Below are 26211 nucleotides of genomic sequence, written 5' to 3' on the forward strand. Positions count from 1 at the left end.
TCTTGTAATTGAGATTACTCAAAATGGGGGATGTGTAAATGCAGGTTAAGATAAATGGAAAGGCTGAGGATATTCAGGAAAAGACGATACTTGATATTCTGAGGTCTAAGAATGTTGAACCGAGGATGGTGGCTGTTGAGGTGAACACTGAACTGATTGAACGTGAACAATATGAAACTACTTTCTTAAAAGAAGGCGATGAGATTGAGTTTCTCTATTTCATGGGGGGAGGCATTAATTAAATGAACAAAGGAATTTTTGATAATGCATTATCCTTAATAGGAAGCACGCCTCTGATTAAACTCGCAAAGTCTTCTGAAAAGGCAGGCGGAAATATTTATGCAAAGCTGGAGTCAAGTAATCCGGGTGGAAGCATAAAAGACCGTATATGTCTCAGCATGATAGAGGCGGCTGAAAAGGCCGGCAGGATTCATCCCGGAGATACACTTGTTGAGCCGACAAGCGGCAATACCGGTATAGGTCTCGCACTCGTAGCCGCAGTAAAGGGTTACAAGGCAATACTGATAATGCCGGAGAGTATGAGTACGGAAAGGTTCGGACTGCTTGCCTCATTCGGGGCAGAGGTTATATTAACCCCTGCAATAGATGGCATGAAGGGTTCCATAATCGAGGCAGAGAGACTGCTTAAAGAAAATCCAAATTACTATATGCCTGACCAGTTTTCAAACCCTGCAAATCCGGAAGGTCACAAAAAGACTACTGCACCTGAGATATGGGAGGCATTAGGCGGAAAGGTTGATGCCTTTGTTGCAGGTGTTGGGACAGGCGGCACTATTACAGGAGTTGGAGAGGTATTTAAAGGTAAGAACAGTTCAATTAAGATTGCGGCAGTTGAACCTGCAACATCACAGGTATTGTCCGGCGGCTCACCTGGGCCTCATAAGATACAAGGAATCGGGGCAGGCTTTATCCCAAAGGTGTTGAACAGGGAAATTATTGATGAGATTATCCATGTTACTGATGAAGACGCATTTGAGACCGCAAAGTTCCTCGCAAGGGAAGAGGGCCTGATGGTCGGCATATCCTCTGGGGCAAACGTCTTCGCTGCAATGGAACTGGCAAAGAGACTTGGCCCTGAGAAGAATGTAGTGACTGTTCTGCCGGATACAGGGGAACGGTATATTAGTATTGAAAAGTATTTTAGGATGTGAGAGGGGCATAGATTAACCCCACCCTCACCCTGACCTTCTCCCTGAGGGAGAGAGGGCGGCTAAGTTAATTTCACCCCTTCAAGGGGAGGGGTAGGGTGGGGATGGGGGTTTTCTTAATAACCAAGAGGAACAAATGGGTTTTACAGACGAACAGGTTAAGAGATACAGCAGGCATATAATATTACCGGAGGTCGGCGGCAAGGGGCAGAAGAAGATGCTCCAGTCAAAGATGCTGGTTATCGGGGCAGGCGGGCTTGGTTCACCGGCGGCATTTTATCTTGCTGCGGCTGGTGTGGGGACTATCGGTATAATTGACGGGGACGTTGTAGACCTCTCCAATTTACAACGCCAGATAATCCATTACACGCCTGACATTGACAAGCCAAAGGTAATATCTGCAAAAGAGAAGATAGAGGCGATCAATCCTGATGTAAAGGTCAATACATATCAGGAACTGCTGACCTCAAAGAATGCACTTGAACTTTTCAAAGAATACGACGTAATCATTGATGGTACTGATAATTTCTCTGCTAAATTTCTTGCAAATGATGCGGCTGTATTTGCAGGAAAACCTCTTGTGCATGGCGGGATCCTGAGATTTGTAGGACAGGCAATTTCGATTGTACCTCACAAGTCTGCATGTTACAGGTGCATATTCAACAGCCCTCCGCCGGCTGGGCTGATACCGACCTGTCAGGAGGCCGGTGTTGTCGGTGTACTTGCAGGTGTAATAGGGACTATACAGGCTACAGAGGCGCTGAAACTGATACTTGGTATCGGCGATCCGCTGACGAATCGTTTAATGACTTTTGATGCACAGAAGATGGAGTTCAGGCAGATTAGAGTGAAGAAGAATCCAAATTGCCCCGTATGCGGGGATAACCCAACAATAAAAGAGCTAATAGACTATGAACAGGAAGTTTGCAGAATCTGACGTTTTAAAAAATAAGATTAAAGGTTTGAAGTGCAGGGAGTGCGGCAAGATGTATCCGGCGGCGGCCCTGCATGTGTGCGAGTTTTGTTTTGGCCCTCTTGAGGTTGACTACAATTACGAAGAGATAAAGAAGAGTATCAGCAGGGAGAAGATTCAGAACGGCCCTAAAAGTTTGTGGCGTTATCTTGACCTACTGCCGATAGAGGGGCTTCCTACGGTAGGGTTACATGCAGGATTGACGCCTCTTGTTGAGGCAAAAAACCTCGGTGCAGAGCTTGGGTTAAACAAACTCTACATAAAGAATGATACTGTAAATCATCCGACACTTTCATTCAAGGACAGGGTTGTTGCAGTGGCAATCACAAGGGCTAAAGAGCTTGGTTTCTCTGCTGTTGCTTGTGCCTCAACCGGTAATCTTGCAAATTCCGTTGCTGCTCATGCGGCAGAGGCAAAGCTTGAGTGTTATGTGTTTATACCCGGTGACCTTGAGGCAGGGAAGATACTTGGGAGCCTTATTTACTCCCCGACAGTGGTTGCTGTAAATGGTAATTATGATGATGTGAACAGGCTGTGCAGTGAGGTTGCGGGAGAGTATAGCTGGGCATTTGTGAATATAAATGTAAGACCATATTATGCAGAAGGTTCAAAGACCCTTGCTTATGAGACAGCAGAACAGCTTGGATGGAAAGCCCCTGACCATGTAGTTGTACCGGTTGCATCAGGTTCTCTATTGACCAAGATATGGAAGGGCTTTAATGAAATGCATAAACTTGGTTTGATAGACAGTGTGCACACAAGGGTCAATGGTGCTCAGGCGGAAGGATGTTCGCCTGTAGCAACTGCATACAGAGAGGGCAGGGATTTTGTAACACCGGTAAAACCAAAGACCATTGCAAAGTCCATAGCCATTGGTAATCCTGCTGACGGATACTATGCACTAAGGGCAGTTCACGAGAGCAAGGGTGCATTTGATGTTGCAACAGATGAAGAGACTGTAGAAGGGATCAAGCTCCTTGCAAGGACTGAGGGAATATTTGCCGAGACAGCAGGCGGCGTGACCATAGCAGTGTTAAAAAAACTGGCAAAGAAGGGTCTTCTGCCGAAAGACGAGACAGTAGTAGCTTATGTTACCGGCAACGGGTTAAAGACACAGGAGGCCGTGATTAATGCGGTCGGCGATGTGGTAAGGATTGACCCATCACTCGATTGCTTTGAGAAGGCGATCAAAGGACAGTGAATAGTGAATAGTGAATAGTAAGAAGAAAGACAAACATATAAAAACCCCACCCTCACCCTAACCCTCTCCCTGAGGGAGAGGGTGCTAAGTTTATTCCCACCCTTAAAGGAAGAGGGTTAGCATCAATTTTGATTCCCTCCCCTTCAAGGGGAGGGTTAGGGTGGGGATGGGGTTAAGAATTAAATTGGAGAAAACTATGGCGATTAAGGTAAGGATTCCAACTCCCTTACGGAAGTTGACTGATGGCAAAGGGGAAATAGATGGTGCAGGTAATACAATTGATGAATTATTTATAAACCTTGAGAATACATATCCGGGGATGAAAGAGAGATTATGCGATGAGACCGGAAATATCCGCAGGTTTCTTAATGTATATGTAAATGAAGAGGATATAAGATTCAAGCAGGGAAGAGAGACAGTACTGGCAGATGGTGATGAGGTTTCGATAGTACCTGCTATTGCAGGAGGAGGCAGATAATGGCAAGTTATAAGATAAGGATCAGTTTTCCTGAAGATAAGATAAAGGAGCCGATTATTTATCAGATTGGCCATGAGTACAAGGTGGTTACAAATGTCAGGCGCGCAGATGTCAGGGAAAAGACAGGCTGGGTTGAACTTGAACTTACAGGTGATTCTACCGAAATAGAACACGCAGTTGAATCATTAAAGGCTAAGGGTGTTAAGGTGGAACCGATAGAACGGAACATCATAGAGTAATCTAAGCGCAGGAACAAGAAGTTAGAAGCAAGAAAATACAAATAAAACCCCACCCTCACCCGTACCCTCTCCCTGAGGGAGAGGGTGCTAAGATTATTCCCTCCCTTCAAGGGGAGGGTTAGGGTGGGGATGGGTTAAAGATTAAGCAAGAAAAACAGAGGGAAACAAATGGAATTTACGGATGAGCAGGTTAAGAGATATAGCAGGCATATAATCCTTCCGGAGGTTGGTGGGAAGGGGCAGAAGAAGTTACTGCAATCAAAGGTTTTTATAACCGGAGCCGGCGGACTTGGGTCTCCTGCGGCGCTTTATCTTGCAGCAGCAGGGGTCGGTACACTTGGTATTATTGATAATGATATTGTAGACCTCTCGAACCTTCAGAGGCAGATACTTCACTCCACAAAAACACTTAACCGTCCTAAGGTTGATTCAGCAAAGGAGACACTTGAGGCATTAAACCCTGACGTCAATGTTGTCACATATCAGGAGAGGCTTACCTCAGAGAATATACTGGAAATAATAAAAGATTATGATATTGTGCTTGATGGCTCCGATAATTTCCCTACCAGATTTCTTATCAATGATGCGTGTTTCTTTACAGGCAAAACCCTTATATCAGGGAGCATATTCAGGTTTGAAGGGCAGGTGACAACACTTAAGCCACATGCAGGGCATCCGTGTTACCGCTGTCTGTATCCTGAGCCGCCGCCACCGGGGCTTGTCCCAAGTTGTCAGGAGGCAGGTGTGCTTGGGGTGCTTGCAGGTACAGTCGGCGTGATTCAGGCTACAGAGGCTGTGAAAGAAGTTATAGGCCTGCACAGTTCACTTGCATCACACTTGCTGATATACAGTGCCCTTGACATGACTTTCCTAAAGGTAAAAACACAGAAAGATCCCAACTGTCCTTTATGCGGCAAGGAACAGAAGATAACAAAGCTTCTCGACTATGAACAAAGCTGCGTATTAAGATAGATTCACCAACGTGCTGAAAATACCATTAATAATTTATGAAGATATGATTGCACATGCAAAGGAGGATTTTCCTCTTGAATGTTGTGGAATACTTGGAGGTATAAATAACGAGATAACTAACAACTACAGGATTAAGAATATTGATGAATCTAAGGTAACTTATCTCATGGACCCTAAAGAACAGATAAAGGCCTTTAAAGAGATGAGAACCAATGAAATTGAAATAACAGCAATATACCATTCTCACCCTAACCACCCGGCATATCCGTCTCAGACTGATGTAAGACTCGCCTACTATCCTGAGGCAGTATACATAATAATCTCTATAAATGATAATAAAGAAATAGAGATGCACGGTTTCAGGATCCTTGAGGGAAATATCACAGAAGAAGAAATTGATATAATCAAAGAATCGATGTGAGCTGTCGGCTCATAAAGGATGATGAAAATAATACCCCCTCACCGTGCCCCCTTCCTGCCTCCCCCCGCAAAGGAGTGGGGGGAGGAATTTGGTAGGAATTTAATTGCAGCTCTCCCGCCAGGGGAGAGGGTACATAGCTTTATCCCCCCTCCCTTGACGGGAGTGGGTTAGGGGGAGGGTTAGCTGTGGTTTTAGATTATGGTTAAACGGTCATTTTATTTTGTCGGCGGAATAGTTTTTATATTTTTAGGAATAATAGGGTTTTTACTCCCGATTATCCCTGGTTTTATACCTTTTATTATTGGAGTGGTTATGCTTTCAAGATCAAGTAAGACCATCAGGGGGTACATGCTGAGAATAAAAGCAAGATATCCAAAACAGTTTGAGAAGATGCATGAACTGAGGGAGAAGATGGGAAGGCATAGATTTAAATAGGCAGAAGTAAGAAGCAAGAGGCAAGAAGTTAGATGCAAGAGGCAAGAAGCAAGAAAGAAAAAAACAACAACTAGAGGCTCTTGCAAAAGTCTCTGTCATCCCCGAAATCCTTTATCGGGGATATGTTTACTATTAAAAAAATAATAGATTCCCGCTAAAAACATGCGGGAATGACAGCATTTTGGGACTTTTGCAAGAACCTCACTAAAGAAAAGGCGGGATTAAATTATGGAAAATGGATTAAGGAATATAGCAATAATTGCCCATGTTGACCATGGTAAGACTACACTTGTTGATGCAATGCTTAGGCAGACCGGGACATTCAGGGCCAACGAGAAGGTTCAGGAGAGGGTGATGGATAATATTGACCTTGAGCAGGAAAAGGGTATCACTATTATGGCAAAGAATACTGCCATAGATTACAAGGGGGTCAAGATAAATATCGTTGATACCCCCGGACATGCAGACTTTGGAGGAGAGGTTGAGAGGACCATGAAGATGGTGGATGGAGTTCTGTTGCTGGTAGATGCATCAGAAGGCCCGCTTCCACAGACAAGGTTTGTCTTGAAAAAGGCACTTGAGCTGGGACTCCCTCCGGTGCTTGTTATAAACAAGATTGACCGCTCTGATGCAAGGATTCAGGAGGTGCTGAATGAGGTTTATGACCTGTTCATTGACCTTGATGCCACAGAGGAACAGCTTGACTTTCCTGTTGTCTATACCAATGCTAAGAAGGGGATTGCGAAGCTTGACCTTAATGATGATGCAAGTGATCTGATACCCCTATTTGACCTTATCCTGAAGGTAATTCCTCCACCAACCGGAGATCCGGAGGGGACACTGCAGATACTCGTAACAAATATTGACTATAGCGATTATGTGGGCAGGCTTGCAATAGGCAGGATATTTTCAGGGAGTGTTAAAGTAGGTGACCAGGTAGCAATGATTAGCCATGACGGGAAGAAGACACCAACAAAGATAACAACCCTCTATACATTTAAAGGACTTGAAAGGATAGACACAAAGAGTGCATATCTTGGAGATATTATCGCACTTGCAGGGATTGAAGGGATAAATATAGGGGATACTATTACTGACATTGAAAATCCCAAACCTCTGCCGAGGATCAAGGTAGATGAGCCGACAATATCAATGGTCTTTTCCATAAACACATCACCATTTGCAGGAAAAGAAGGTAAGTTTGTTACATCAAGACATTTAAGGGAGAGGCTTGAGAAGGAACTCCTTTATAATGTTTCCATTAAAGTTGATTTCGGCAGCACTGATTCCTTTAAGGTTATGGGGCGAGGTGAGTTACAGCTTGCAATACTTATAGAGATGATGCGGCGTGAAGGGTATGAGATGTCAATCTCGATGCCTGAAACTATAACCAAAGAGATAGATGGCGTTTTACATGAACCTATGGAGCATCTTGTGATAGATGTACCGGAGGATTTTGTTGGAGTAGTAACACAGCAGATCGGCATCAGAAAGGGTAAGATGCAGAAGATGCAGAATAATGGACATGGCAGGGTCAGGCTTGAATACAGGATACCATCAAGGGGTTTAATCGGCTTCAGGTCGGAATTTCTGACTGACACACGAGGTACCGGACTTCTGAATCATCTGTTTGACGGATATGAACCTTGGTGCGGACAAATAGCAACACGTAAGACAGGTGCCCTTATCTCAGACAGGACAGGCAGCACCACTGCTTATGCACTATTTCATTTACAACCAAGGGGAACACTATTTGTAAGGGAAAGTACCCCGGTTTATGAGGGGATGATCGTCGGTGAAAACTCAAGGGATAATGACCTGGATGTTAATGTAGTAAGGGAAAAGAAACAGACAAACATGCGTGCATCAGGTTCAGACGAGGCATTGCAGTTAGTACCGCCAAGACTAATGACCCTTGAACAGTCCTTAGAGTGCATCAAAGAGGATGAACTGGTTGAGGTAACACCTAAGTCCATCAGAATCAGGAAAAGGATTCTGGAAGCGAATAAAAGGCCGAAGGCAAGGGTTTAGGCATAGGTAAGAGGATTGTAGAGTAAGAAGTAAGATGATTGATAGATGCAAGAAGCAAAAGATTGCCTACGAAACACTACAGGCTCTTGCAATAGAGCCCAAAATGCTGTCATTCCCGCATGTTTTAAGCGGGAAGTTTTGTTTTATAACAAAAAATCATATCTGTATGTCCCCGAATGCATCTATCGGGGATAGAAGATTTCGGGGACATACAGACTTTCGCAAGAACCTCACTAAATAAACTTAACATAATATACATTATCAGACGTTACATAAATTAAATCTATTAGATTTTACCACGAAGGCCAGTGACAAAAAAATGTTAAAATTTAATTTAATATTAACAGGTTTTTGTCACTTTTTTAAAAATTACATCCCCAAATTAACAGATGAATTCTTTATTATTCCTCTTAGTTAAATGTCATAACTATATGATTTATCGGTCTATTACGACATTTTAAAGTTGTCAAACAACTCTAATCATCCTTTAATAATATATATGGTACTATCTTTGCATTAACTATAAATAATCGGTTAATTAAGAAAGGGGAAACAACAAATGCATTGTCCCAAATGTGGCGGGTTCATGACAAACGAAAGGCTTACAGATTACTCTCTGGTATTCTACGCATGGCGTTGTATCAATTGTGGCACAATTGTTGACAACACCATATTACAAAACAAGAAGTCACCAACTTTTATGAATGGCTTGTTTAATTCGATGAAGATTTAAGTAATTAAGAATATAAGGTTTATCCCATCCGCTTGGCCAAAATACTCACCCTTGTCTTTATCACCACTTGATTTTCTATTTTATATATCATAAAGTTCCTATATTTTACTGAAAGGTAAAATATGTATGTTAAGGATTATTGGCGGTAAATTAAAGGGTAAGTTGCTCAATGTCCCCAACGGGAACAGAATACGTCCTACATCAGATAAAGTAAGAGAATCCTTATTTAATATTTTAGATACTGATATAATTACAGGCTCACGCTTCCTTGATTTATTTGCCGGAAGCGGTGCAGTGGGTATTGAGGCATTAAGCAGAGGCGCTCAATTTGTCACGTTTGTAGAATCAGATATAAAACATATTAAAATACTCAGAGAAAATCTGAATACCTGTAATTTATTTCAGCAATCAGAGGTTATATCAAGTGACATATACAAATTAATCGAATCTCTTTCATTTAAAGAACGGCCATTTGATGTCGTCTTTGCAGACCCGCCATACAATATCTCTAATATAGATATTCTCTTGCAGAAAATTACCACAAATGTTAATATTCCTGATTACGGTGTTTTGGTAATTGAACATTCTTCCAGAATATTATTAGCAGGAACTATGAAAGAGTTTAATAAATACCGTGACTATAAATATGGAGACACTACTTTAACTGTTTATAGAAAAGTGTTTGGAAAGTTAGAGATTTAATGACAGTAACAGCAATATATCCAGGTACATTTGACCCTATTACAAATGGTCATATAGATATTATTATCAGGAGTCTGAAGTCTTTTGATCATATTATAGTCGGCATAGGACCTAACCCAAAAAAGACCACGTTGTTTTCACTTGAAGAAAGAATTTCAATGGTAAAAGAATGTTTAGGCTCTACTCCAAATGTCAGTGTTAAAACCTTTGATGGACTTCTGGTTGATTTTGCCAAAAAGCAGAATGCAACTGTAATTATAAGAGGACTAAGGGCTATATCCGATTTTGAATACGAATTCCAGATGGCACTCATGAATAGAAAGCTTGATTCTGATATAGAAACAGTGTTCTTGATGCCGAGTGAAGAATATTCATATCTTACATCAAGCATTATAAAGGTTGTTGCCAGTTTTGGAGGAGATATATCCTCATTAGTTCCAAGTGTTGCAAATGATATGTTAAAGTTAAAGTTCAAGAAATAAGGAGTGAAAATAATGTCTCTTGCTAAACGTGTTTCAATGATTAAGCCCTCCCCTACCCTTTCATTAGAGGCAAAGGCAAAGGCTATGAAGAAAGATGGTATTGATGTTATAAGTTTCAGCGCCGGTGAACCTGATTTTGATACACCGGATGGGGTTAAAGAATCTGCCATTTTATCAATAAAAGAGGGTTTTACAAAATATACGCCTTCTTCAGGTATTGAGGAATTAAGGCAGGCTGTTGCCGACAAACTTTCAAAAGAGCATGGCCTCATATATAAATCAAAGGATATCCTTATTTCCTGCGGTGCAAAGCACAGTCTTTATAACATCGCAATGGCCCTGTTTGAAGAAGGTGATGAAGTAATAATTCCGGCGCCTTACTGGGTTACCTATCCTGAGCAGGTTTTATTGAGCGGTGCAAAACCGGTGATTGTTGATACACTTGAGGAAGATGAATTCTTACTTAAACCTGAAGTGCTTGAGTCTGCGGTAACTTCAAGAACTAAGGCTTTGATACTCAATACACCCTCTAATCCGGTTGGATCGGCTTATGACCTTCCTCATTTGGAAAAGATTGCCGAGATTGCAGTCAGAAATAACTTTTATGTTATTTCTGATGAAATTTATAACGAAATTGTTTATGATGGCTTTAAGCAGGTAAGTATTGCTTCCTTAAATAAGAATATCTTTGACCTAACAATAATAGTAAATGGAGTCTCCAAGTCTTATGCCATGACAGGCTGGCGAATAGGGTATGCGGCAGGTCCAACATATATCATAGAGGCCATGGGGAACTTGCAAAGCCAAAGCACATCAAACCCTGCTTCGATTTCCCAGAAGGCTGCTGTTGAGGCGATCAGCGGCAGGTCTGCGGACTTTGTTAAAATGATGGTTGAAAGATTTGACCGCCGCCGTCATTACATTTTTGACAGATTAATGAAGATAGAAGGTATTACATGCATAATGCCTAAAGGTTCTTTTTATGTTTTTCCTGATGTAAAAGGAATTCTTGGAAAAAGATTTGGGGATATTTTGATAGATTCAACAGTCAAGTTATCAGAATATTTGTTAAATGAGGCAAGGGTTGCCGCTGTTCCCGGTGAGGCATTCGGTGCCCCTGGTTATATGAGGCTTTCTTTTGCATCGTCTATGGAAAACATTGAAAAAGGTATGGACAGGATAGAAACAGCATTAAAGAATCTGAAATAATCCATATCAACTTTAACAATAAAATTAAAAAGGAGGTGTTTTAACCAGTGCCCATCTATGAATACAAATGCGATGAATGCGGACATATATTTGAAGCAATCCAGAAGGTCAGTGACCCGCCGATTACCAAGTGCCCAAAGTGTTCCGGTGCAACAAACAAAATAATTTCAGCGGCCGGACTCCAGTTTAAAGGAAGCGGTTGGTATATTACTGACTACTCAAATAAAGGGAAAGCCAAAGACGAGAAATAGTGCTAACGTTTAACAAAAATCTGTAGGCTTATTTAAAATCCCTTTTTTGAAATATTATACCGGCCAGTAAAAGCAGGCAGGCAATATAAAGCAATCCATATATAGTAACAAAAGTAATATAAGAAAGAGGGATATGTAATCCATAAACTACACGGCCCTTTATATTGAAATTGTCGAGATTAGGAAGAAGGTAATATATAAAATTTGTCACTGTTTTAGTAGGAATATTTGCGGCCTTATCACCTAAAAGTTTTATGTCCTCTGTAAGATGACCAACTACATAAGCGGCTAAAGTAAAGATTGCACTTAACGTAGAGGAGCTTGAGAATGTTGAAAATAGTATTGCAATTGCAGTCATAACCATAAACTCTATTAATATCAGGTAGATAGCCTTCCAAATATCAACGTTTACATTTCTAACGCCATGACCCCACAGATATTCATTTAACATAAGTGCAAGGTAAAGACCAATTCCCATAATAATAGTATTTACAGTAACCGTTATCAGTAAGCCTATGTATTTGCCCGCAAGAAATTGATAACGAGGGACAGGTTTTGCAATGATGGTGAAGATTGTCCTCTTCTCAATCTCCTTACTAATCAGCCCAATACCAAGAAATACAGAGATCAGTAATCCAAAGACATTTATACTTGCAAGACCCAGATCAATGATAATTTTTGAGCGATCTCCAACTGTTAAAGTCGCAAATAGAAGAGATAGACTTATTAAAAGCAGTGCAAAGAATAGGAGATTATAGAGAATCTTATCCCTTATTGCCTCTTTGAATGTATTTATAGCTATTACAATGATGTTCAAGAAGAAATTACTCCAGTCTTTTTAATAAATAGTTCTTCTAAGGTCTCGCGATGAGGTATTACTGATACTACTCTACCCTTTCCTGCTAATATTAATTTCAATACGATTTCAAGGGAGAGTTCATCCTGAACTTTGATTGATATCCTGTCATAGCTCTCATAAATAGATATCCCTGTCTGAGATATAGAAGTCAATTCTTCTTTAGTTATACCACTTGCAATGACCTCAATATGTTTAACCTTTGTATCAATAATGTTGTCTAATCTTCCAACATTTACAAGCTCTCCATTGATCAGGATGCCGACACGATCGCAAATAAGTTCAACATCAGGGATTATATGTGTACTGAAGAATATAGTTTTCCCTTCTTCTTTCAATTTTAAAATCAGTTCACGTATCTCTTTTCTTCCAATAGGGTCAAGACCTGACATAGGTTCATCTAATACAACCAAATCCGGATGATTCATGATAGCCTGTGCAATACCGATTCTTTGAAGCATTCCTTTTGAGAATTTTCGTAACTGCAGACCCTTTGCTTTTTCAAGCCCTACTGTGGAAAGTAGTGAAGGAATAATATCCCTAAGAGAATCTTTATGAATTCCTGACAATTGACCATAAAACTTTAAGAACTCTTCTGAAGTCAAATAGTCATAAAAATAAGGTTGTTCAGGAAGGAAGCCAATCCGCCTTTTAACTTCTACATTACCCAATTCCTTATCTAACAGCCATGCCTTACCGCTTGTTGGGTAAATCAACCCCATGAGTATTTTTATGGTAGTAGTTTTTCCAGCCCCATTCGGGCCAAGAAAACCAAAAATTTCTTTGCTATTAACCTCAAGATTCAGGTTTCTTATCGCAGTAATTTTTCTGCCCATGAAACCGGTCTTAAAGACTTTTGTAAGTCCTTCAGTCTTTATAATAGTTCTTATCATTTTTACTCTTTATTCTTGCCCCTTAATAAATAGCTTCATTCTTTTCTTAACTATACTACTGTAAACATTTCCATTGACAGGATTAATTAAGTAATGCCCACCGAAGGGTTCAGATGGGATATTACTGATATATCCTTTTGTTAGAAGATCTGTTAATTTTGTCGGATAAGCCCTATTGGCCTCTTTGTATTTTTTTACTATCCCCTCCAGCATCCTAATATCCTTCTCTACGGTAACTTCTTTTATTCTGTTAGAAATGCTTTCCTTAACCTTTTCATCATTTGATTCTTTGTACATTCTATAGAGAAATTCAATCGCAACATCAGGGTCTCCTGACTGTACATAAAGCCTTGCAGCAAGCTTAGGAAGGTACTCCGGATGTCCCGGAAGTTCTGATGCCTTTGCCATATATTCTGCTGCAAGTTTGTAATCCTGTAGATAGAAAAAATAATTAAATCCAATATAGAATGGTATCTGCCATACATCAGGGTTTTCCTTAAACCCCTTTATTAATAATTTATTACTTAAGTCAGGTTGTTGAGCCAGGACGGCTAAAGTTACTCCACCCAGTTGATATACGTAAGAAAACTTAGGATCAAGCGTAGTTACAACATCTAACGCATGATATACCCAGTTATATGCTTTTGGCGTCACTGTTTTGTCACCAATTACCTGAATTACTTTAAGCCATATAATATCACCTGCAAGCTGTTCATATCCAAGAACAACCGGTTTAAGATATTCTCCTTTCGGTAACAACATAAATTCTTCAATCTTTTGTCCTACACCTTTATATGTCTCTATCCTTGTCTGAAGAAAATATATGGGTATAAATAAGGTTATTATTGAAAGAACTATAATATAATATTTTATTTTAATATATATATTCACCCTAAAATCCATTTAGGTCGCCCCCGAATGCCTCTATCGGGGATATAGATTCCCGATAAAAAATTTCGGGAATGACAAAATTGAGGCAAGATATAAGGTTAGTCTCAAAGATGAAATCCGGCTCTTAAGGTGTGGATACATCATTTTGCAGGTTTGTAAAAACCCTATCCTGATTATAGAGCCATTGGTCTGTAGATGCGTCCCTATCAATATTTCCTACTGACCCTACAATAATGGTATTGACTGTTGCAGTAGAACCCGGGTCAGAATAATCTACTCCTGCTTCAGCGTTTGTAGGAGTGCCTGCTGCAGCTAATCCATTATACCAGTAACGGTATCTGGTTGTACCATTTGCCTGCCATCCGATGCCGGACCAATCAGTCACAAAGGTTCCATATTCTGCCTTGTAAGCAAGCGCTGATTCTGCTATTGAACTAATGTTTGATTTTGCCTCAGCCTGTTTTGATTTTGCCTGATAGCTAAGAAAGCTGCCGGTTGCAAGTGTGGCTAAGATTCCAAGAATTACCACAACGATCATAAGTTCTATTAATGTGAAGCCATTTGACTTATATAAAATAGACTTTTTCATTTTTGTTTAAGTATAATATCAGGAAAACAAAAGGGGTGCAATTATTGCACCCCTTAATAAAGGATTATGGTTTGTTATGTTAAATGTAATCCATATTAACTGCTTACATCGTTTACATCATTAACAAGGGTACGGGTTTCGTCGTAATGCCATTCATCGCATGAGGCATCAGAATCAATTTCACCTTTAGTAGCAGCATCATAAGTACTGGCAGCAGCAGTAACTGCTGCGGTAGCAGGGGCAGTTGACCTGTTACATCCACCTGAAGCAGATAAGTCAGCACCCGCGCCACTATAGGTTGCACCTCCAAGAGGAATTACTGTAGCAGTTCCAGCAACATCATACCAGTACGAATACCTAACTGTACCTTGTGGCGCCCATCCAAGGTTGCCGATTGCAGCAACAACATAAGTCCCCTGTTCTGCGCGCCATGATTCTGCAGATGTTCCAATAGCGCCAAGGTTGGTCTTAGACTCTGCCTGTCTTGATTTGGCTTGGAATCTCATAAAATTAGGGATAGCTATGGCTGCCAGAATGCCAAGTATGGCAACAACAATCATTAATTCTATCAGGGTAAAACCCTTTTCATTTCTGCTAATCTTCTTCATTTTAATCTCCTTTCAGTTATTAAATAAAAATTATTAGAGGTAAATTTCACCTCCTTTCAAATATTTATTAATGTAAATATGCAGGTATTATGCCATAATTAAATACATATATAATATATTTGATATATCAATATGTTATGATTAATATATCAACAATACTATAAAGTATTATGTATTGTATAAATGCTTAAAAGTGACAATTATTGTCACTGCTCTGCACTTTATTTTGTTGGATAGAAGTAAGATAGAAGTAAACAAATTTATAGACTATTCTGGATAAAAAGGTATTTCTTCTGAAGGGATTATTTCTTGAGGCACTTCCGGCATTATTAATTTGTTTTTATTGTATTCTTCATACTTCTTTTTTAGATTCTCATCTTCATTAGGATCCCCAAAACCGGAATCTTTGAACTTTTCGATCAATTTTTCATTACTTAGATCCATCTCCAATGCCTTTATATATTCTTTTTTTGCATCTTCTTTCATATTCTTCTTCAGATAAATATCTCCAAGATGTTCAAAGACAGTCGGGTCATTGGGTAATAACTCAATAGCTTTTTTGAGTTGTTCAATTGCCTCATCAATCATGCCTTTCTTATAATAAGCCCATCCAAGACTATCAATGTAAGCGCCATTGTCAGGTTTAATCTTGAGTGCCCTTTCTATCAAAGATATAGCCTCATCTATGTTTATTCCTTTATCAGCATAACTGTAACCAAGATAGTTTAATGCGTTTCCATGGTAACTATCTATCTCGATAGTCTTTTTCATTTCAACTACCATATTGTCAAAATCCTGAACCTTATCGTATATTACTCCAAGATTAAAATGCAATTCCGGGTCATTTGGGATGACTTGAATAGCTTTAATAAATACTTCCTTTGCTTTGTTGTAATCTTTATCCTGGTAATACATCATCCCAAGCAGAAAATAGGCATTAGGCCTATCCGGTTCAAGTTCGATTGCCTTATTTAATGCGTTAATTGCACCGTCTTTATTTTCCTTTCTGAGATTAATGAATCCAAGATGAAGATAAGCCTGTACATTATCAGGTTCAATTTCAATTATTGCTTCATATTCTTTCTGAGCTTTATCGTAATCTTTTGTTTCTTCTAATAAAAACCCAAGGTACTCCCGATATTTGACGTCTTGTGGTTTTGAAGCAACAATTTTTTGCAGCTTTTCTATAGCCTTTAAATATTTCTTATCATCCCTATATAATAGGGCCAATTTAAAAATTATATCTAAATCCCTGGGATTATATTCTAATGCCTTTTCAAGTACATCTATAGCATCAGACGTGCGTCCCTTCTTAGCATACATTTGAATAAGATGAGAAATGGCATCATGGCTGAATGGATTGATTTTGGATAAGATATTCTTAAATATTTTTTCAGCCGCATCAAAATCCCCTTCTTTTAAATAAGTTTGTCCTATCCTTAAATGCGCAATTTCAAATTCTGGATTTACTGATAATGACTTTTTATAATTTTTCCTTGCATTTTTAAAATCACCTTTATCGAAGTATATATCACCAAGATACACAAAATTTATCGGTTTTTCATTATCAAGTTTTATGCCCTTTCTAACAGATTCAATCCCCTTTTCATATTCTTTTATTTTGGCAAGTGAAATACCTTTAGTAATGTAGGCCCTAACATTATCAGGATGTTTCTCAAGTATCCGGTTATATATCTCTATAGCCTTACTGAAATCCCCTGTGTTGTAATACATCTCAGCAAGGAGAAATAGTGCTGTTTCAGAATTTGGGGCAAGTGGTATTAATTTATTCATTGTCTCAATTGCATCATTATATTTACCCATTTTTGACTGGATTGATGCAACTCTGGATAAAAGAAAAAGAGAGTCTTCATCATACAAAAGGGCATCTTTATATCGTTCAAGGGCTTCTTTAAAATTTCCTGATAGTTCAGACATGAAACCATCAAGGAATCTTGAGTATGCCTCAGGTGAAGCGATTCTATCTGCTTTATCCTGTGACTGTGTATCCCCTGCAATTAAGGAGGTTTCTGCCGGCTCCGGAATAACAACACTTTTAGTTGGTGCACAAGCAGTTAATGCACTTAATGAAATAGAAATGACTGCTAAAAAGATTATAATGCTATTCATATATAATGTTTCCTTTAATAAGGTTCATCTAATAAGTCTCTTCGTGAGTCTTCTCCAGATTCTCAAACTTAGTATAGCTATTTATAAATGCAAGCTTAACCGTCCCTACAGGGCCGTTTCTCTGTTTGCCGATGATAATCTCTGCAATACCTTTATTTTCATCAGTCTGTTTATATACCTCATCCCTGTATATAAACAGAATAACATCCGCATCCTGTTCAATGGCACCGGATTCACGTAAATCAGCAAGCATCGGTCTCTTATCATGCCGTGATTCTACAGCACGGTTTAACTGGGAAAGTGCAATAACAGGGACTGATAGTTCTTTTGCAAGTGCCTTGAGAGACCTTGAAATTTCTGAAATCTCCTGTTCACGGTTGTCGGATCCTCCCCTTCTTCTATCAGATCGTCCGCTCATCAATTGCAAGTAGTCTACAATTATAAGGCTTAAACCATGTTCAGCCTTTAACCGTCTTGCCTTTGCCTTCATCTCCAGTACTGATGTACCTGCTGTATCATCAATGAATATAGGCGCCTCAGATAAACGGCCTGCGGCAGTAGTAAGTCTCGGCCAATCGGACTTGCTCAGGAACCCTGACCTAAGTTTATGAGAGTCAACCCTTGATTCTGAGCACAACATCCTTATTACCAATTGCTCCTTTGCCATTTCAAGGCTGAATACTGCTACTGGTACACCTTTCTCAATTCCAACATGCTGGGCAATACCAAGACAGAAGGCAGTTTTACCCATAGAAGGCCTGCCTGCAACTATAATTAAATCTGCCGGTTGAAACCCTGATGTCATCAAGTCCAGATCTAAAAATCCTGAGGGGGATCCTGTGACCCTCTCCTTTTTTTCAGAAAGTCGTTCTATGGCCTCAAAGCTGTTTTTAATTATTTCTTTTACAGGGGTAAATGAGGGTTTAATCTTTTTCTCTGAGATACTGAAGATTGAATTTTCAGCATAATCAAGCAATTCCTCAACATCCCTTGTATCCTCATAGCCCCGTGTAACAATCTCAGTAGCCGTGTGGATTAAATTTCTCAGTATCGCCTTTTCATGCACTATCTTAGCATGATACCTTATGTTTGCCGCAGTCGGAACAGCGTTGGATAACTGTGATACGTATGTTGCCCCTCCGGCAATATCAAGGTCATTTTTCTTTTTTAGGAATTCAGTGATTGTAACGAGGTCAATTGCCTCATTTTTCTCACTTAATTCAATCATAGCAAGAAATATTTTTCTATGGGACTCTTTGTAAAAATCATCAACACTTAATATCTCCACAGCCTTATACACAGCATCATTCTCAATAAGTATCGCCCCAAGAATAGATTGTTCTGCATCAATATTCTGTGGTGGAACTTTATATATTGCTTCTTCTAAATCTGTCCCGAACCTGTCCATTATGTCTCTCAAAGGATCATTTCTGTCATCCCCGAATGCCTCTATCGGGGATATAATTTATTTCTCTCGGTCTTTGTTTTTTTCCCTGTTTTCACATCAATAATAAAAAACTGCTTTTTATTTTTACCCTCAATATAAATGATCTTCTCAATATTGTTTTTTGCTGCGTAACTAATTGATGAATCTATGTCTGCAAGTCCTGTATCCAATATGGCGCTGTAACCTTTAATCCTCAATCCTCTAACCATGTTAATGGCCTCGGCAGTTTCTTTTCCTTCTCCGGTAATAAGATATTTAACATTATTATTTATATACTTTTCCCTGCTGTTCAGTTCTATCAATCTAATTATGGATTCAATATCAATAGCAAAACCGGTTGAAGGAGATTCGCATCCGAACTTTCCAATCAGATTATCATATCTGCCCCCGCGTCCAATCGGATACGGTATCCCTGGTGAGAAAATCTCAAAGAATAAACCTGTATAATAGTCAATCTCTCTTATATCACAAAGGTCAAAGATAATTTTATCTTTAAGTCCATAATAACACAAAGTTGAGTATATCTCCTTTAAATTATTTATTGCATCATAAGATACCTGATTTGCAGAGATATCAGCCGCCTTATTGAATATCTCATCACCTCCGAACAAATCCGGAAGTTGGATCAGGTTTCTTTTTGTTTCTATTGATAGACCAATCTTGTTAAGGATATTCTCTAATTCCCCGGCGTCTTTTTTGGTTATAGCATCTTTTAATGAGTGTTCATTTTCCTGTGAAATAGAAATTCCCGGAGAGTTATTCAGAGAAGAAATAATTCCATATAAATAATTTACATTGCCCACAACTATCTTAAAGTCTTCAATCCTTAATCTCATTAAGGATTCTGAGGCCAGGGCTATCATCTCAGCATCTGCTTCAGGAGAGGCACTGCCGGCAAGTTCACATCCTACCTGAAATATCTCCTGCTCTCTGCCTGCGTGGGCCTCCTCATATCTGAAGATATTGCCATAATAACATAACCTGAGCGGCTTTGGTTCATTGGAAAGGATACCTGCAGCCATTCTTGCAACCTGAGGAGTTATATCCGGCCTCAGGAGCATAATCTTTCCGGTTTCCCTGTCTATGAATTTATAACTCTTTTCATTTAATCCGCTTGTAAGACCGGCAGATAGGACATCAAGATATTCAAAAACAGGTGTAACAACCTCTTTGTAACCCCAGTCAAAGAACGTTGACAGCAATGCCTCCTGAGTATATCGCCTCAGCGATGCAACTTCAGGAAGATGTGTTGCCGTTCCCCTTGGGATTTTAATAATTGATTCTTGCATTATTTTTTTCACCTGAAAATCCTTCCGGCGGGGTAAGAAAACCCCGCCTATCCATTTCTAAATTATGGATAGGCGGGACATTCTTGTCCCGCTGGTTTTCATGTCCATTTATGAGTGATCCTCTCGTGTATGTTTCATTTTTAAATAATTTTAGGAATGAATTTGTTTTAGGAGTTCTGCACAAGTATTTCAATATATTTATACCTGTGCAGAACTTTAAAGAGCATCTGATTGGTTATAATCCCACGTAATTCTTTTTACAGTTTTATCTGTTTCACAGATAAAACATTAGGAAGTTTTCTGATATTATCAAGCAATTCTTCTGAAACCGGTGTATCAATACTTATAACTGATACCACCTTTCCACCCGGGACATCTCTCCCAAATTGCATACGTGCAATATTGATATTATGCTGTCCCAATAATGTCCCGGTATTTCCTACTACACCGGGCTTATCTACATTTGTAAGAACAAGCATATATCCTTCGGGTACAACCTCCAGAGGAAAACCATTAAGCTCGATAATCCTTGGGTCCCGCCTGCTGAACAGGGCGCCTTTTGCAGTATTTGTTCCGCTGTTAGTTGTGACGGTTATATTTATAAGACTAATATAATCCCCTGCGTCTTTATTTATTGATTCTTCAATTGTAATCCCTCTTTCCTGTGCAATGGAAGAGGCATTTACAAAATTTACAGTGTCTTCAAGTATCGGTGTAAGTAACCCTTTGACTGCCGCTATTGTAAGCGGGGCTATATTTAATTCAGCCACCTTACCCCTGTATTCAATGCTAACCTTTTCAATTCCACCCTCGCATATACTTGCATGGAAAGCACCTAATTTTTCAGCGAGTGTAATATAAGGCTGTAGTCTTGGCAGCACATCCGGTGACACTGAAGGGAAGTTTGCTGCATTTCTGATAACACCTTTAGTGAGGTAATCCACTATCTGCTCTGCAATAGCAAGTGCAACATTTTCCTGTGCCTCAGTCGTTGAAGCGCCAAGGTGAGGAGTTGAAATAAAATTATCCAGTGTCAGTAATGGATGTTTCGGATCAACCGGCTCTTGTACGAATACGTCAAATGCCGCTGCTGCAATCTTTTTGGATTTAAGCGCCTCATAAAGTGCATTTTCATCAACAATACCACCCCTTGCACAATTCACCATCATAACCCCGTCTTTCATCTGACTTATAGCCTCTGCATTTATCAGATTTTTGGTCTCCGGTGTTAACGGTGAGTGTATGGTAATAAAGTCCGACCTGCGGTATATATCCTGTAAGGTAACAAGTTCAACACCCATCTTCTGTGCATTTTCAGGAGAAAGGTATGGGTCATAAGCCAGCACATTCATCATCAATCCCTGTCCGAGCTTTGCTGCATGGCTTCCTACCCTTCCCATACCGACAATGCCGAGCGTTTTGTTGTAAAATTCAGTTCCTGTAAATTTGCTCTTTTCCCACTTACCGTTCTTCAGTGATGCCGTAGCCTGAGGAATCATTCGTAACATTGCCAGCAGCATTGAAATTGCATGTTCAGCAGTAGTAACTGTATTGCCGCCGGGTGTATTCATAACAACAACACCCTTTTTTGTGGATGCCGGTAAATCAATGTTATCCAGTCCTGCCCCGGCCCTGCCGACTACTTTAAGGTTCTTTGCTGCATTCAGTACCTCAGCGGTTACCTTTGTAGCACTCCTGACTACGAGACCGTCATAATCCCCTATCACCTTTAAGAGGTCTTCTTTACTGAGTTTGGTATTTACATCAACAGATAACCCGGAGTTCTTTAATATTTCAACACCCTTTTCTGATAAACTGTCACTTACAAGTACCCGCATGATTCCCCCTCTTTTTTAAGATAATTTAAAACTATAGAGAACACAGAGTATAATTACCTTATTATGCTTTTATAAATAGCTCTTCAGCCTTTCTTAATCCGCTTCCAAGCTCCCCTGAATAACCCATCTCTTTTAATACCATCTCTGTTGCGGCAATTGCAGTAATAACATCAAATTTATCGCAATACCCCATGTGAGATATCCTGAATATTTTTCCTTTAAGGTGGTCCTGGCCGCCTGCTGCTGTAACTCCATATCTTTCTCTCAGCCTTTTGTATATCTGCTGTCCGTCAAATCCCTCAGGTGCCTTTACTGCTGTAACAGCATCGCTCGGTGAGGATTTAGGGAATATCTCCAACCCGAAACCTTTAATACCTTCACGTGTTGCATTTGCAAGAAGACTGTGCCGTGTAAATATGTTCTGGAGACCTTCTCCTTTCAGATTTCGCAGTACCTCCTGAAGGCCGAGGATAAGTGTTACCGCAGGGGTATATGCTGAGGTATTTTTCCTTATATTATCCCTTTCCTTTTTGAAATCCAGATAGAACCTTGAACACTTTGCAGTCTCATTCATCTTCCAAGCCTTTTCACTTACACTTGCGAATGCAAGTCCCGGAGGAAGCATAAGCGCCTTTTGGGAACCTGTAACAAGTATGTCAATCCCCCATTCATCCGGTCTTATGTCAAAGACACCGAGTGCTGTAATAGCATCTACAACAAGAATGGTGCCGGGATAATTCTTTACAATGCCTGCAATGGTTTTTACATCATGGGCCACACCGGTAGAAGTCTCGCTTGCCTGCACATACACTGCCTTTATTGAAGGGTCGTTTTTCAGTTGGCCGGCAATAATCTGTGGGTCTACTGCCTCGCCCCATTCAACCTTTATCTCTGTTGCATTTACCCCAAAAGCCTTACATATCTTTCCCCAGCGCTCACCAAATTTACCGCCATTTACGGTTATTACCTTGTCTCCCGGTGAAAGGAAATTTGAAACAGACCCTTCCATAGCGCCTGTTCCGCTTGATGCCATAAGGAGAACATCATTCTGTGTCTGGAATAACCATTTTAATCCTTCACTTACTTCCTGCATTATCGGACCGAAGTCAGGTGCACGGTGGTGGATCATCGGATATGCCATCCGTAGTAGAACTTCCGGTGGTACCTGTGTAGGCCCTGGTGCTAACAAATATTTTTTCATAATTTATCCGCCCTCTTTAAATGTTAAAGTTATATTTATTAACCACCTGAACCTGTGGTTAATCCTCGAATTTTTGGAATTTTTGGGTTAAATTAGCATAATTACATTTTATTTGTCAAGAAATATAATGCCTCTTTCGCGGCCCTTTGTTCCGCCTCTTTCTTATTCTTACCGCTGCCTCTCCCATAAACTTCACCATCTATAATCAACTCTATCTCGAATATCTTTTTATGATCCGGCCCGCTCTCTTTCAGTACCTTGTAAACAGGTAACGGAAGAGCCTTACCCTGACAGTATTCCTGCAGGTCAGTCTTATAATCTACACTAATACCTTCCCTGACGATAGTTGATAATTCTTCTGAAAAGTTATTCTTTATGAATTTATCTGCAGGGTAATAGCTACCATCGAGATAGATTGCAGCAATGATAGCCTCTAATGCATTTGCAAGCAAAGATTCCTTTTTACGGCCGCCTGTATGTTCCTCACCCCTGCCGAGAAGCAGATACTGTCCAATATCAAGTGATGAGGCTATATTTGAAAGCGCAGGCTCACTAACAATAATAGATTTAAATCTCGAAAGCTCTCCTTCAGATAGATGGGGATAATTGTTTATAAGGAAAGTGCTTATAGAAAGGGATAATACAGAATCACCAAGAAATTCAAGTCTTTCATTATCTTTCAGGTTTTCATCAGGATTCTCATTCACATAAGATTTATGTGTCAGAGACTCCTGAAGAATGTCCGGATTCTTAAAGGTATATGAAATCCTTTTTTGAAAACTGTCCAGCAGCGCATCTAATTTCAATTTATTTACCCAGTAATTTATTATCCGTGATATTTTCTGAAAATCAGGCTTGCATTAGTCCCGCCGAACCCAAAGGAGTTTGACAAAGCAACATCAACCTTTTGGGGCCTTGCCTTATTCGGGACATAATCCAGATCACATTCCGGATCCGGGAATTCGTAGTTAATTGTAGGAGGGATTATACTCTTGTCTATGGTTAACACAGAAAATACTGCCTCAATACCGCCTGCAGCGCCTAACAGATGACCTGTCATGGACTTTGTTGAACTTACAGGAATTTCGTAAGCCCTTTTTCCAAAAACAGTCTTAATTGCTGATGTCTCATTTTCATCATTGAATTTTGTGGATGTGCCGTGTGCATTAATATAACTTATCTCTTCTCCGTTTAATCCGGCATCGTTTAATGCCACCTTCATACATCTTGCAGCACCCTCACCCTCCGGCGCCGGGGTAGTCATGTGGTAGGCATCGCCTGTCATTCCATAACCGATAACTTCTGCATAAATCCTGGCACCCCTTTTTTCAGCAAAAGAAAGCTCTTCAAGAACTACTACGCCTGCACCCTCACCCATTACAAATCCATCCCTCATAGAGTCAAAAGGGCGGCTTGCCTTTTGAGGTTCATCATTCCTGGTGGAAAGTGCCCGCATGGCACAGAAGCCGCCGATTCCAAGAGGGCTGATAGTAGATTCAGTACCACCTGCAACCATTATATCAGCATCTCCCCGCTGAATAATCTTAAATGCATCACCTATTGCATGTGTGCCTGTTGCACAGGCTGTAACTACAGATGAGTTGGGGCCTTTTGCCCCTAACATCATTGCGATATGACCGGACACAAGGTTGATAATAACCATTGGGATAAAGAAAGGTGTAAGCTTCTTTATGCCGCCTTCGAGAAACTTGATGTGATTTGATTCGATTGCAGGAAGTCCCCCCATACCTGACCCGACATACACACCTGCCCTTTCAGCTATAGAGCCGTTAATCTGAAGACCTGAATCATCCATCGCCATTCTTGCTGCTGCGACCCCATACTGGATGAATTTATCCATCTTCTTGATCTCTTTCTTATCAATAAAGACAGCAGGGTCGAAATCATTAACCTCAGCGGCAATCTGTGACGGCAGTCCGCCCGCATCAAATCTTGTTATCTTTCCAATGCCGGATATACCATCACATAAGGCTGTCCAGCTCTTTTCAACACCTGTGCCCAATGGGGTTACCATGCCCAGTCCTGTAATGACTACTCGCCTTTTCAACATTACATCCTTTCCTTAATATAATCCACGGAGTTCTGAACGGTTATAATCTTTTCAGCATCATCATCAGGTATCTCAATACCGAACTCTTCTTCAAATGCCATAACCAGTTCAACCGTATCGAGTGAGTCTGCACCCAGGTCTTCTACAAATGAAGCCTCCGGTGTTACCTCCTCATCATCAACCCCTAATTGCTCTGCGACAATCTTCTTCACCTTTTCTTCAACTGATTGCATTAATCTACTCACCTCCTTTATAAATTAGAAATTAAAGATTAAAAATCAAAAATTCAATCCAAAATTTTAAAATAACTGTTTCAGTATTTTTGATATTTGATATTTTATTTTTGATTTTCCTACATATACATCCCGCCGTTTATATGTATAACCTGCCCTGTAATATAAGATGCATCATCTGAGGCTAAGAATTTTACAGCATTTGCTACATCCTCAGGCGTCCCCAGCCTGCTCATGGGAATCTGGGCAATCAAGCCTTTCCTTACATCTTCTGATAATGCCCTTGTCATATCTGTTTCTATAAACCCAGGTGCAATCGCATTGGCAGTTATGCCCCTGTTTGCATATTCCCTGGCTATTGTTTTTGTGAATCCTATTATCCCTGCCTTTGATGCAGCATAGTTTGCCTGTCCCGGGTTCCCCATTTCAGCAACTATAGAGGCAATGCTGATAATCCTGCCGCTCCGGTTTTTTACCATCCCCCGTATTACTGCCTTTGTACAATTAAATGTACCGGTCAGGTTTATCCTGATCACCCTGTCCCATTCATCATTATTCATGCGCATCAGAAGATTATCTTTTGTTATCCCTGCATTGTTCACAAGTATATCAACCCTTCCCAATGCCTTAACCGCATCATTCACTGCTGTTTCAACACTACCATAATCACCCACGTCTGCATGAAGAGAAAAAGCCCTTTTGCCGGTAGCCTTTGCCAGTTCATCCATGGATGTTTTTAATTCATCAATGTTAACGTCAACACCGGCAACATCTGCCCCGGCACCTGCCAATGTTAAAGCAATAGCCTTTCCTATTCCCCGGCTTGCCCCTGTAACAAATGCAACTTTACCATTCAACAGCATATATAT

The 26211-nt window shown here is 40.1% G+C and carries 29 protein-coding genes; 14 read left to right on the forward strand and 15 right to left on the reverse strand.

Features of this window, described 5'->3' with window-relative positions; genetic code table 11:
- Positions 1–38: 38 nt before the first annotated feature.
- From thiS to HZA08_11425, 14 genes are all read left to right on the forward strand, one after another.
- Entirely contained in the window at positions 39–242 is a 204-nt protein-coding gene (thiS, locus tag HZA08_11360) for a sulfur carrier protein ThiS (GenBank protein ID MBI5194019.1), read from the forward strand.
- Positions 243–1172: a cysteine synthase A gene (gene cysK, locus HZA08_11365; GenBank protein ID MBI5194020.1), complete on the forward strand. Its 930-nt coding sequence runs from the start codon at positions 243–245 to the stop codon at positions 1170–1172.
- Positions 1173–1305: 133 nt separating this feature from the next.
- Positions 1306–2106 carry a molybdopterin-synthase adenylyltransferase MoeB gene (gene moeB / locus HZA08_11370; GenBank protein MBI5194021.1) on the forward strand — a complete coding sequence of 267 codons (801 nt, stop codon included), beginning with the start codon at positions 1306–1308 and terminating at the stop codon, positions 2104–2106.
- Positions 2081–3343: a threonine synthase gene (locus HZA08_11375; GenBank protein MBI5194022.1), complete on the forward strand. Its 1263-nt coding sequence runs from the start codon at positions 2081–2083 to the stop codon at positions 3341–3343. Before moeB (HZA08_11370) ends, HZA08_11375 begins: the two co-directional genes overlap by 26 nt.
- Before the next feature lie 196 nt (positions 3344–3539).
- Complete coding sequence (locus HZA08_11380; GenBank protein ID MBI5194023.1) at positions 3540–3821, forward strand: MoaD/ThiS family protein; 282 nt, start codon at positions 3540–3542, stop codon at positions 3819–3821.
- Positions 3821–4060, forward strand: coding sequence for an NIL domain-containing protein (locus HZA08_11385; protein ID MBI5194024.1), 240 nt, complete (start codon positions 3821–3823; stop codon positions 4058–4060). Before HZA08_11380 ends, HZA08_11385 begins: the two co-directional genes overlap by 1 nt.
- Before the next feature lie 168 nt (positions 4061–4228).
- Positions 4229–5032, forward strand: coding sequence for a molybdopterin-synthase adenylyltransferase MoeB (gene moeB / locus HZA08_11390; GenBank protein ID MBI5194025.1), 804 nt, complete (start codon positions 4229–4231; stop codon positions 5030–5032).
- Positions 5033–5042: 10 nt separating this feature from the next.
- Positions 5043–5453 carry a M67 family metallopeptidase gene (locus HZA08_11395; GenBank protein ID MBI5194026.1) on the forward strand — a complete coding sequence of 137 codons (411 nt, stop codon included), beginning with the start codon at positions 5043–5045 and terminating at the stop codon, positions 5451–5453.
- Positions 5454–5651: 198 nt separating this feature from the next.
- The gene (locus HZA08_11400; protein ID MBI5194027.1) at positions 5652–5888 is read left to right on the forward strand and encodes a DUF454 family protein; all 237 of its coding nucleotides are present in this window, start codon (positions 5652–5654) and stop codon (positions 5886–5888) included.
- Positions 5889–6116: 228 nt separating this feature from the next.
- Positions 6117–7919, forward strand: a complete 1803-nt coding sequence (gene typA, locus HZA08_11405) for a translational GTPase TypA (protein MBI5194028.1) — start codon at positions 6117–6119, stop codon at positions 7917–7919.
- 859 nt (positions 7920–8778) lie between these two features.
- Positions 8779–9354 (forward strand): 16S rRNA (guanine(966)-N(2))-methyltransferase RsmD, encoded by a 576-nt coding sequence (gene rsmD / locus HZA08_11410; protein MBI5194029.1) that lies wholly within the window; start codon positions 8779–8781, stop codon positions 9352–9354.
- Positions 9354–9836, forward strand: coding sequence for a pantetheine-phosphate adenylyltransferase (coaD, locus tag HZA08_11415; protein MBI5194030.1), 483 nt, complete (start codon positions 9354–9356; stop codon positions 9834–9836). The genes rsmD and coaD overlap by 1 nt, the downstream gene beginning before the upstream one ends.
- A 12-nt stretch (positions 9837–9848) precedes the next feature.
- Positions 9849–11045 (forward strand): pyridoxal phosphate-dependent aminotransferase, encoded by a 1197-nt coding sequence (locus HZA08_11420; GenBank protein MBI5194031.1) that lies wholly within the window; start codon positions 9849–9851, stop codon positions 11043–11045.
- Positions 11046–11092: 47 nt separating this feature from the next.
- Positions 11093–11296: a zinc ribbon domain-containing protein gene (locus HZA08_11425; GenBank protein MBI5194032.1), complete on the forward strand. Its 204-nt coding sequence runs from the start codon at positions 11093–11095 to the stop codon at positions 11294–11296.
- Between the two features lie 28 nt (positions 11297–11324).
- Here the strand turns inward: HZA08_11425 and HZA08_11430 are convergent, their stop codons facing one another.
- The 15 genes from HZA08_11430 to fabG form a co-directional block, all read right to left on the reverse strand.
- Positions 11325–12113, reverse strand: a complete 789-nt coding sequence (locus tag HZA08_11430; protein MBI5194033.1) for an ABC transporter permease subunit — start codon at positions 12111–12113, stop codon at positions 11325–11327.
- On the reverse strand, positions 12110–13045 hold the full coding sequence (locus HZA08_11435) for an ABC transporter ATP-binding protein (protein ID MBI5194034.1): 936 nt from the start codon (positions 13043–13045) through the stop codon (positions 12110–12112). The genes HZA08_11430 and HZA08_11435 overlap by 4 nt, the downstream gene beginning before the upstream one ends.
- Before the next feature lie 9 nt (positions 13046–13054).
- Entirely contained in the window at positions 13055–13948 is an 894-nt protein-coding gene (locus HZA08_11440; GenBank protein MBI5194035.1) for a hypothetical protein, read from the reverse strand.
- Positions 13949–14060: 112 nt separating this feature from the next.
- The gene (locus tag HZA08_11445; GenBank protein ID MBI5194036.1) at positions 14061–14525 is read right to left on the reverse strand and encodes a prepilin-type N-terminal cleavage/methylation domain-containing protein; all 465 of its coding nucleotides are present in this window, start codon (positions 14523–14525) and stop codon (positions 14061–14063) included.
- 95 nt (positions 14526–14620) lie between these two features.
- Positions 14621–15133 carry a prepilin-type N-terminal cleavage/methylation domain-containing protein gene (locus HZA08_11450; GenBank protein MBI5194037.1) on the reverse strand — a complete coding sequence of 171 codons (513 nt, stop codon included), beginning with the start codon at positions 15131–15133 and terminating at the stop codon, positions 14621–14623.
- Positions 15134–15400: 267 nt separating this feature from the next.
- A complete protein-coding gene (locus HZA08_11455; protein ID MBI5194038.1) occupies positions 15401–17263 on the reverse strand; it encodes a tetratricopeptide repeat protein in 1863 nt (620 codons plus the stop codon).
- Between the two features lie 28 nt (positions 17264–17291).
- Positions 17292–18671, reverse strand: a complete 1380-nt coding sequence (dnaB, locus tag HZA08_11460) for a replicative DNA helicase (GenBank protein MBI5194039.1) — start codon at positions 18669–18671, stop codon at positions 17292–17294.
- Positions 18672–18712: 41 nt separating this feature from the next.
- Positions 18713–20011 carry an ATP phosphoribosyltransferase regulatory subunit gene (gene hisZ, locus HZA08_11465; protein ID MBI5194040.1) on the reverse strand — a complete coding sequence of 433 codons (1299 nt, stop codon included), beginning with the start codon at positions 20009–20011 and terminating at the stop codon, positions 18713–18715.
- Positions 19980–20183, reverse strand: coding sequence for a hypothetical protein (locus HZA08_11470; GenBank protein ID MBI5194041.1), 204 nt, complete (start codon positions 20181–20183; stop codon positions 19980–19982). Before HZA08_11470 ends, hisZ begins: the two co-directional genes overlap by 32 nt.
- 73 nt (positions 20184–20256) lie before the next feature.
- The gene (locus tag HZA08_11475) at positions 20257–21837 is read right to left on the reverse strand and encodes a phosphoglycerate dehydrogenase (GenBank protein MBI5194042.1); all 1581 of its coding nucleotides are present in this window, start codon (positions 21835–21837) and stop codon (positions 20257–20259) included.
- Positions 21838–21898: 61 nt separating this feature from the next.
- Positions 21899–23041 (reverse strand): alanine--glyoxylate aminotransferase family protein, encoded by a 1143-nt coding sequence (locus HZA08_11480; GenBank protein MBI5194043.1) that lies wholly within the window; start codon positions 23039–23041, stop codon positions 21899–21901.
- Between the two features lie 98 nt (positions 23042–23139).
- On the reverse strand, positions 23140–23844 hold the full coding sequence (rnc, locus tag HZA08_11485; protein MBI5194044.1) for a ribonuclease III: 705 nt from the start codon (positions 23842–23844) through the stop codon (positions 23140–23142).
- A gap of 20 nt (positions 23845–23864) precedes the next feature.
- On the reverse strand, positions 23865–25109 hold the full coding sequence (gene fabF, locus HZA08_11490; GenBank protein ID MBI5194045.1) for a beta-ketoacyl-ACP synthase II: 1245 nt from the start codon (positions 25107–25109) through the stop codon (positions 23865–23867).
- A complete protein-coding gene (gene acpP / locus HZA08_11495; GenBank protein MBI5194046.1) occupies positions 25109–25342 on the reverse strand; it encodes an acyl carrier protein in 234 nt (77 codons plus the stop codon). The genes fabF and acpP overlap by 1 nt, the downstream gene beginning before the upstream one ends.
- Before the next feature lie 119 nt (positions 25343–25461).
- A complete protein-coding gene (gene fabG / locus HZA08_11500; protein ID MBI5194047.1) occupies positions 25462–26205 on the reverse strand; it encodes a 3-oxoacyl-[acyl-carrier-protein] reductase in 744 nt (247 codons plus the stop codon).
- Between the last annotated feature and the right edge of the window lie 6 nt (positions 26206–26211).

The organism is Nitrospirota bacterium (assembly GCA_016212215.1).
Classification (GTDB): Bacteria; Nitrospirota; 9FT-COMBO-42-15; order HDB-SIOI813; family HDB-SIOI813; genus JACRGV01.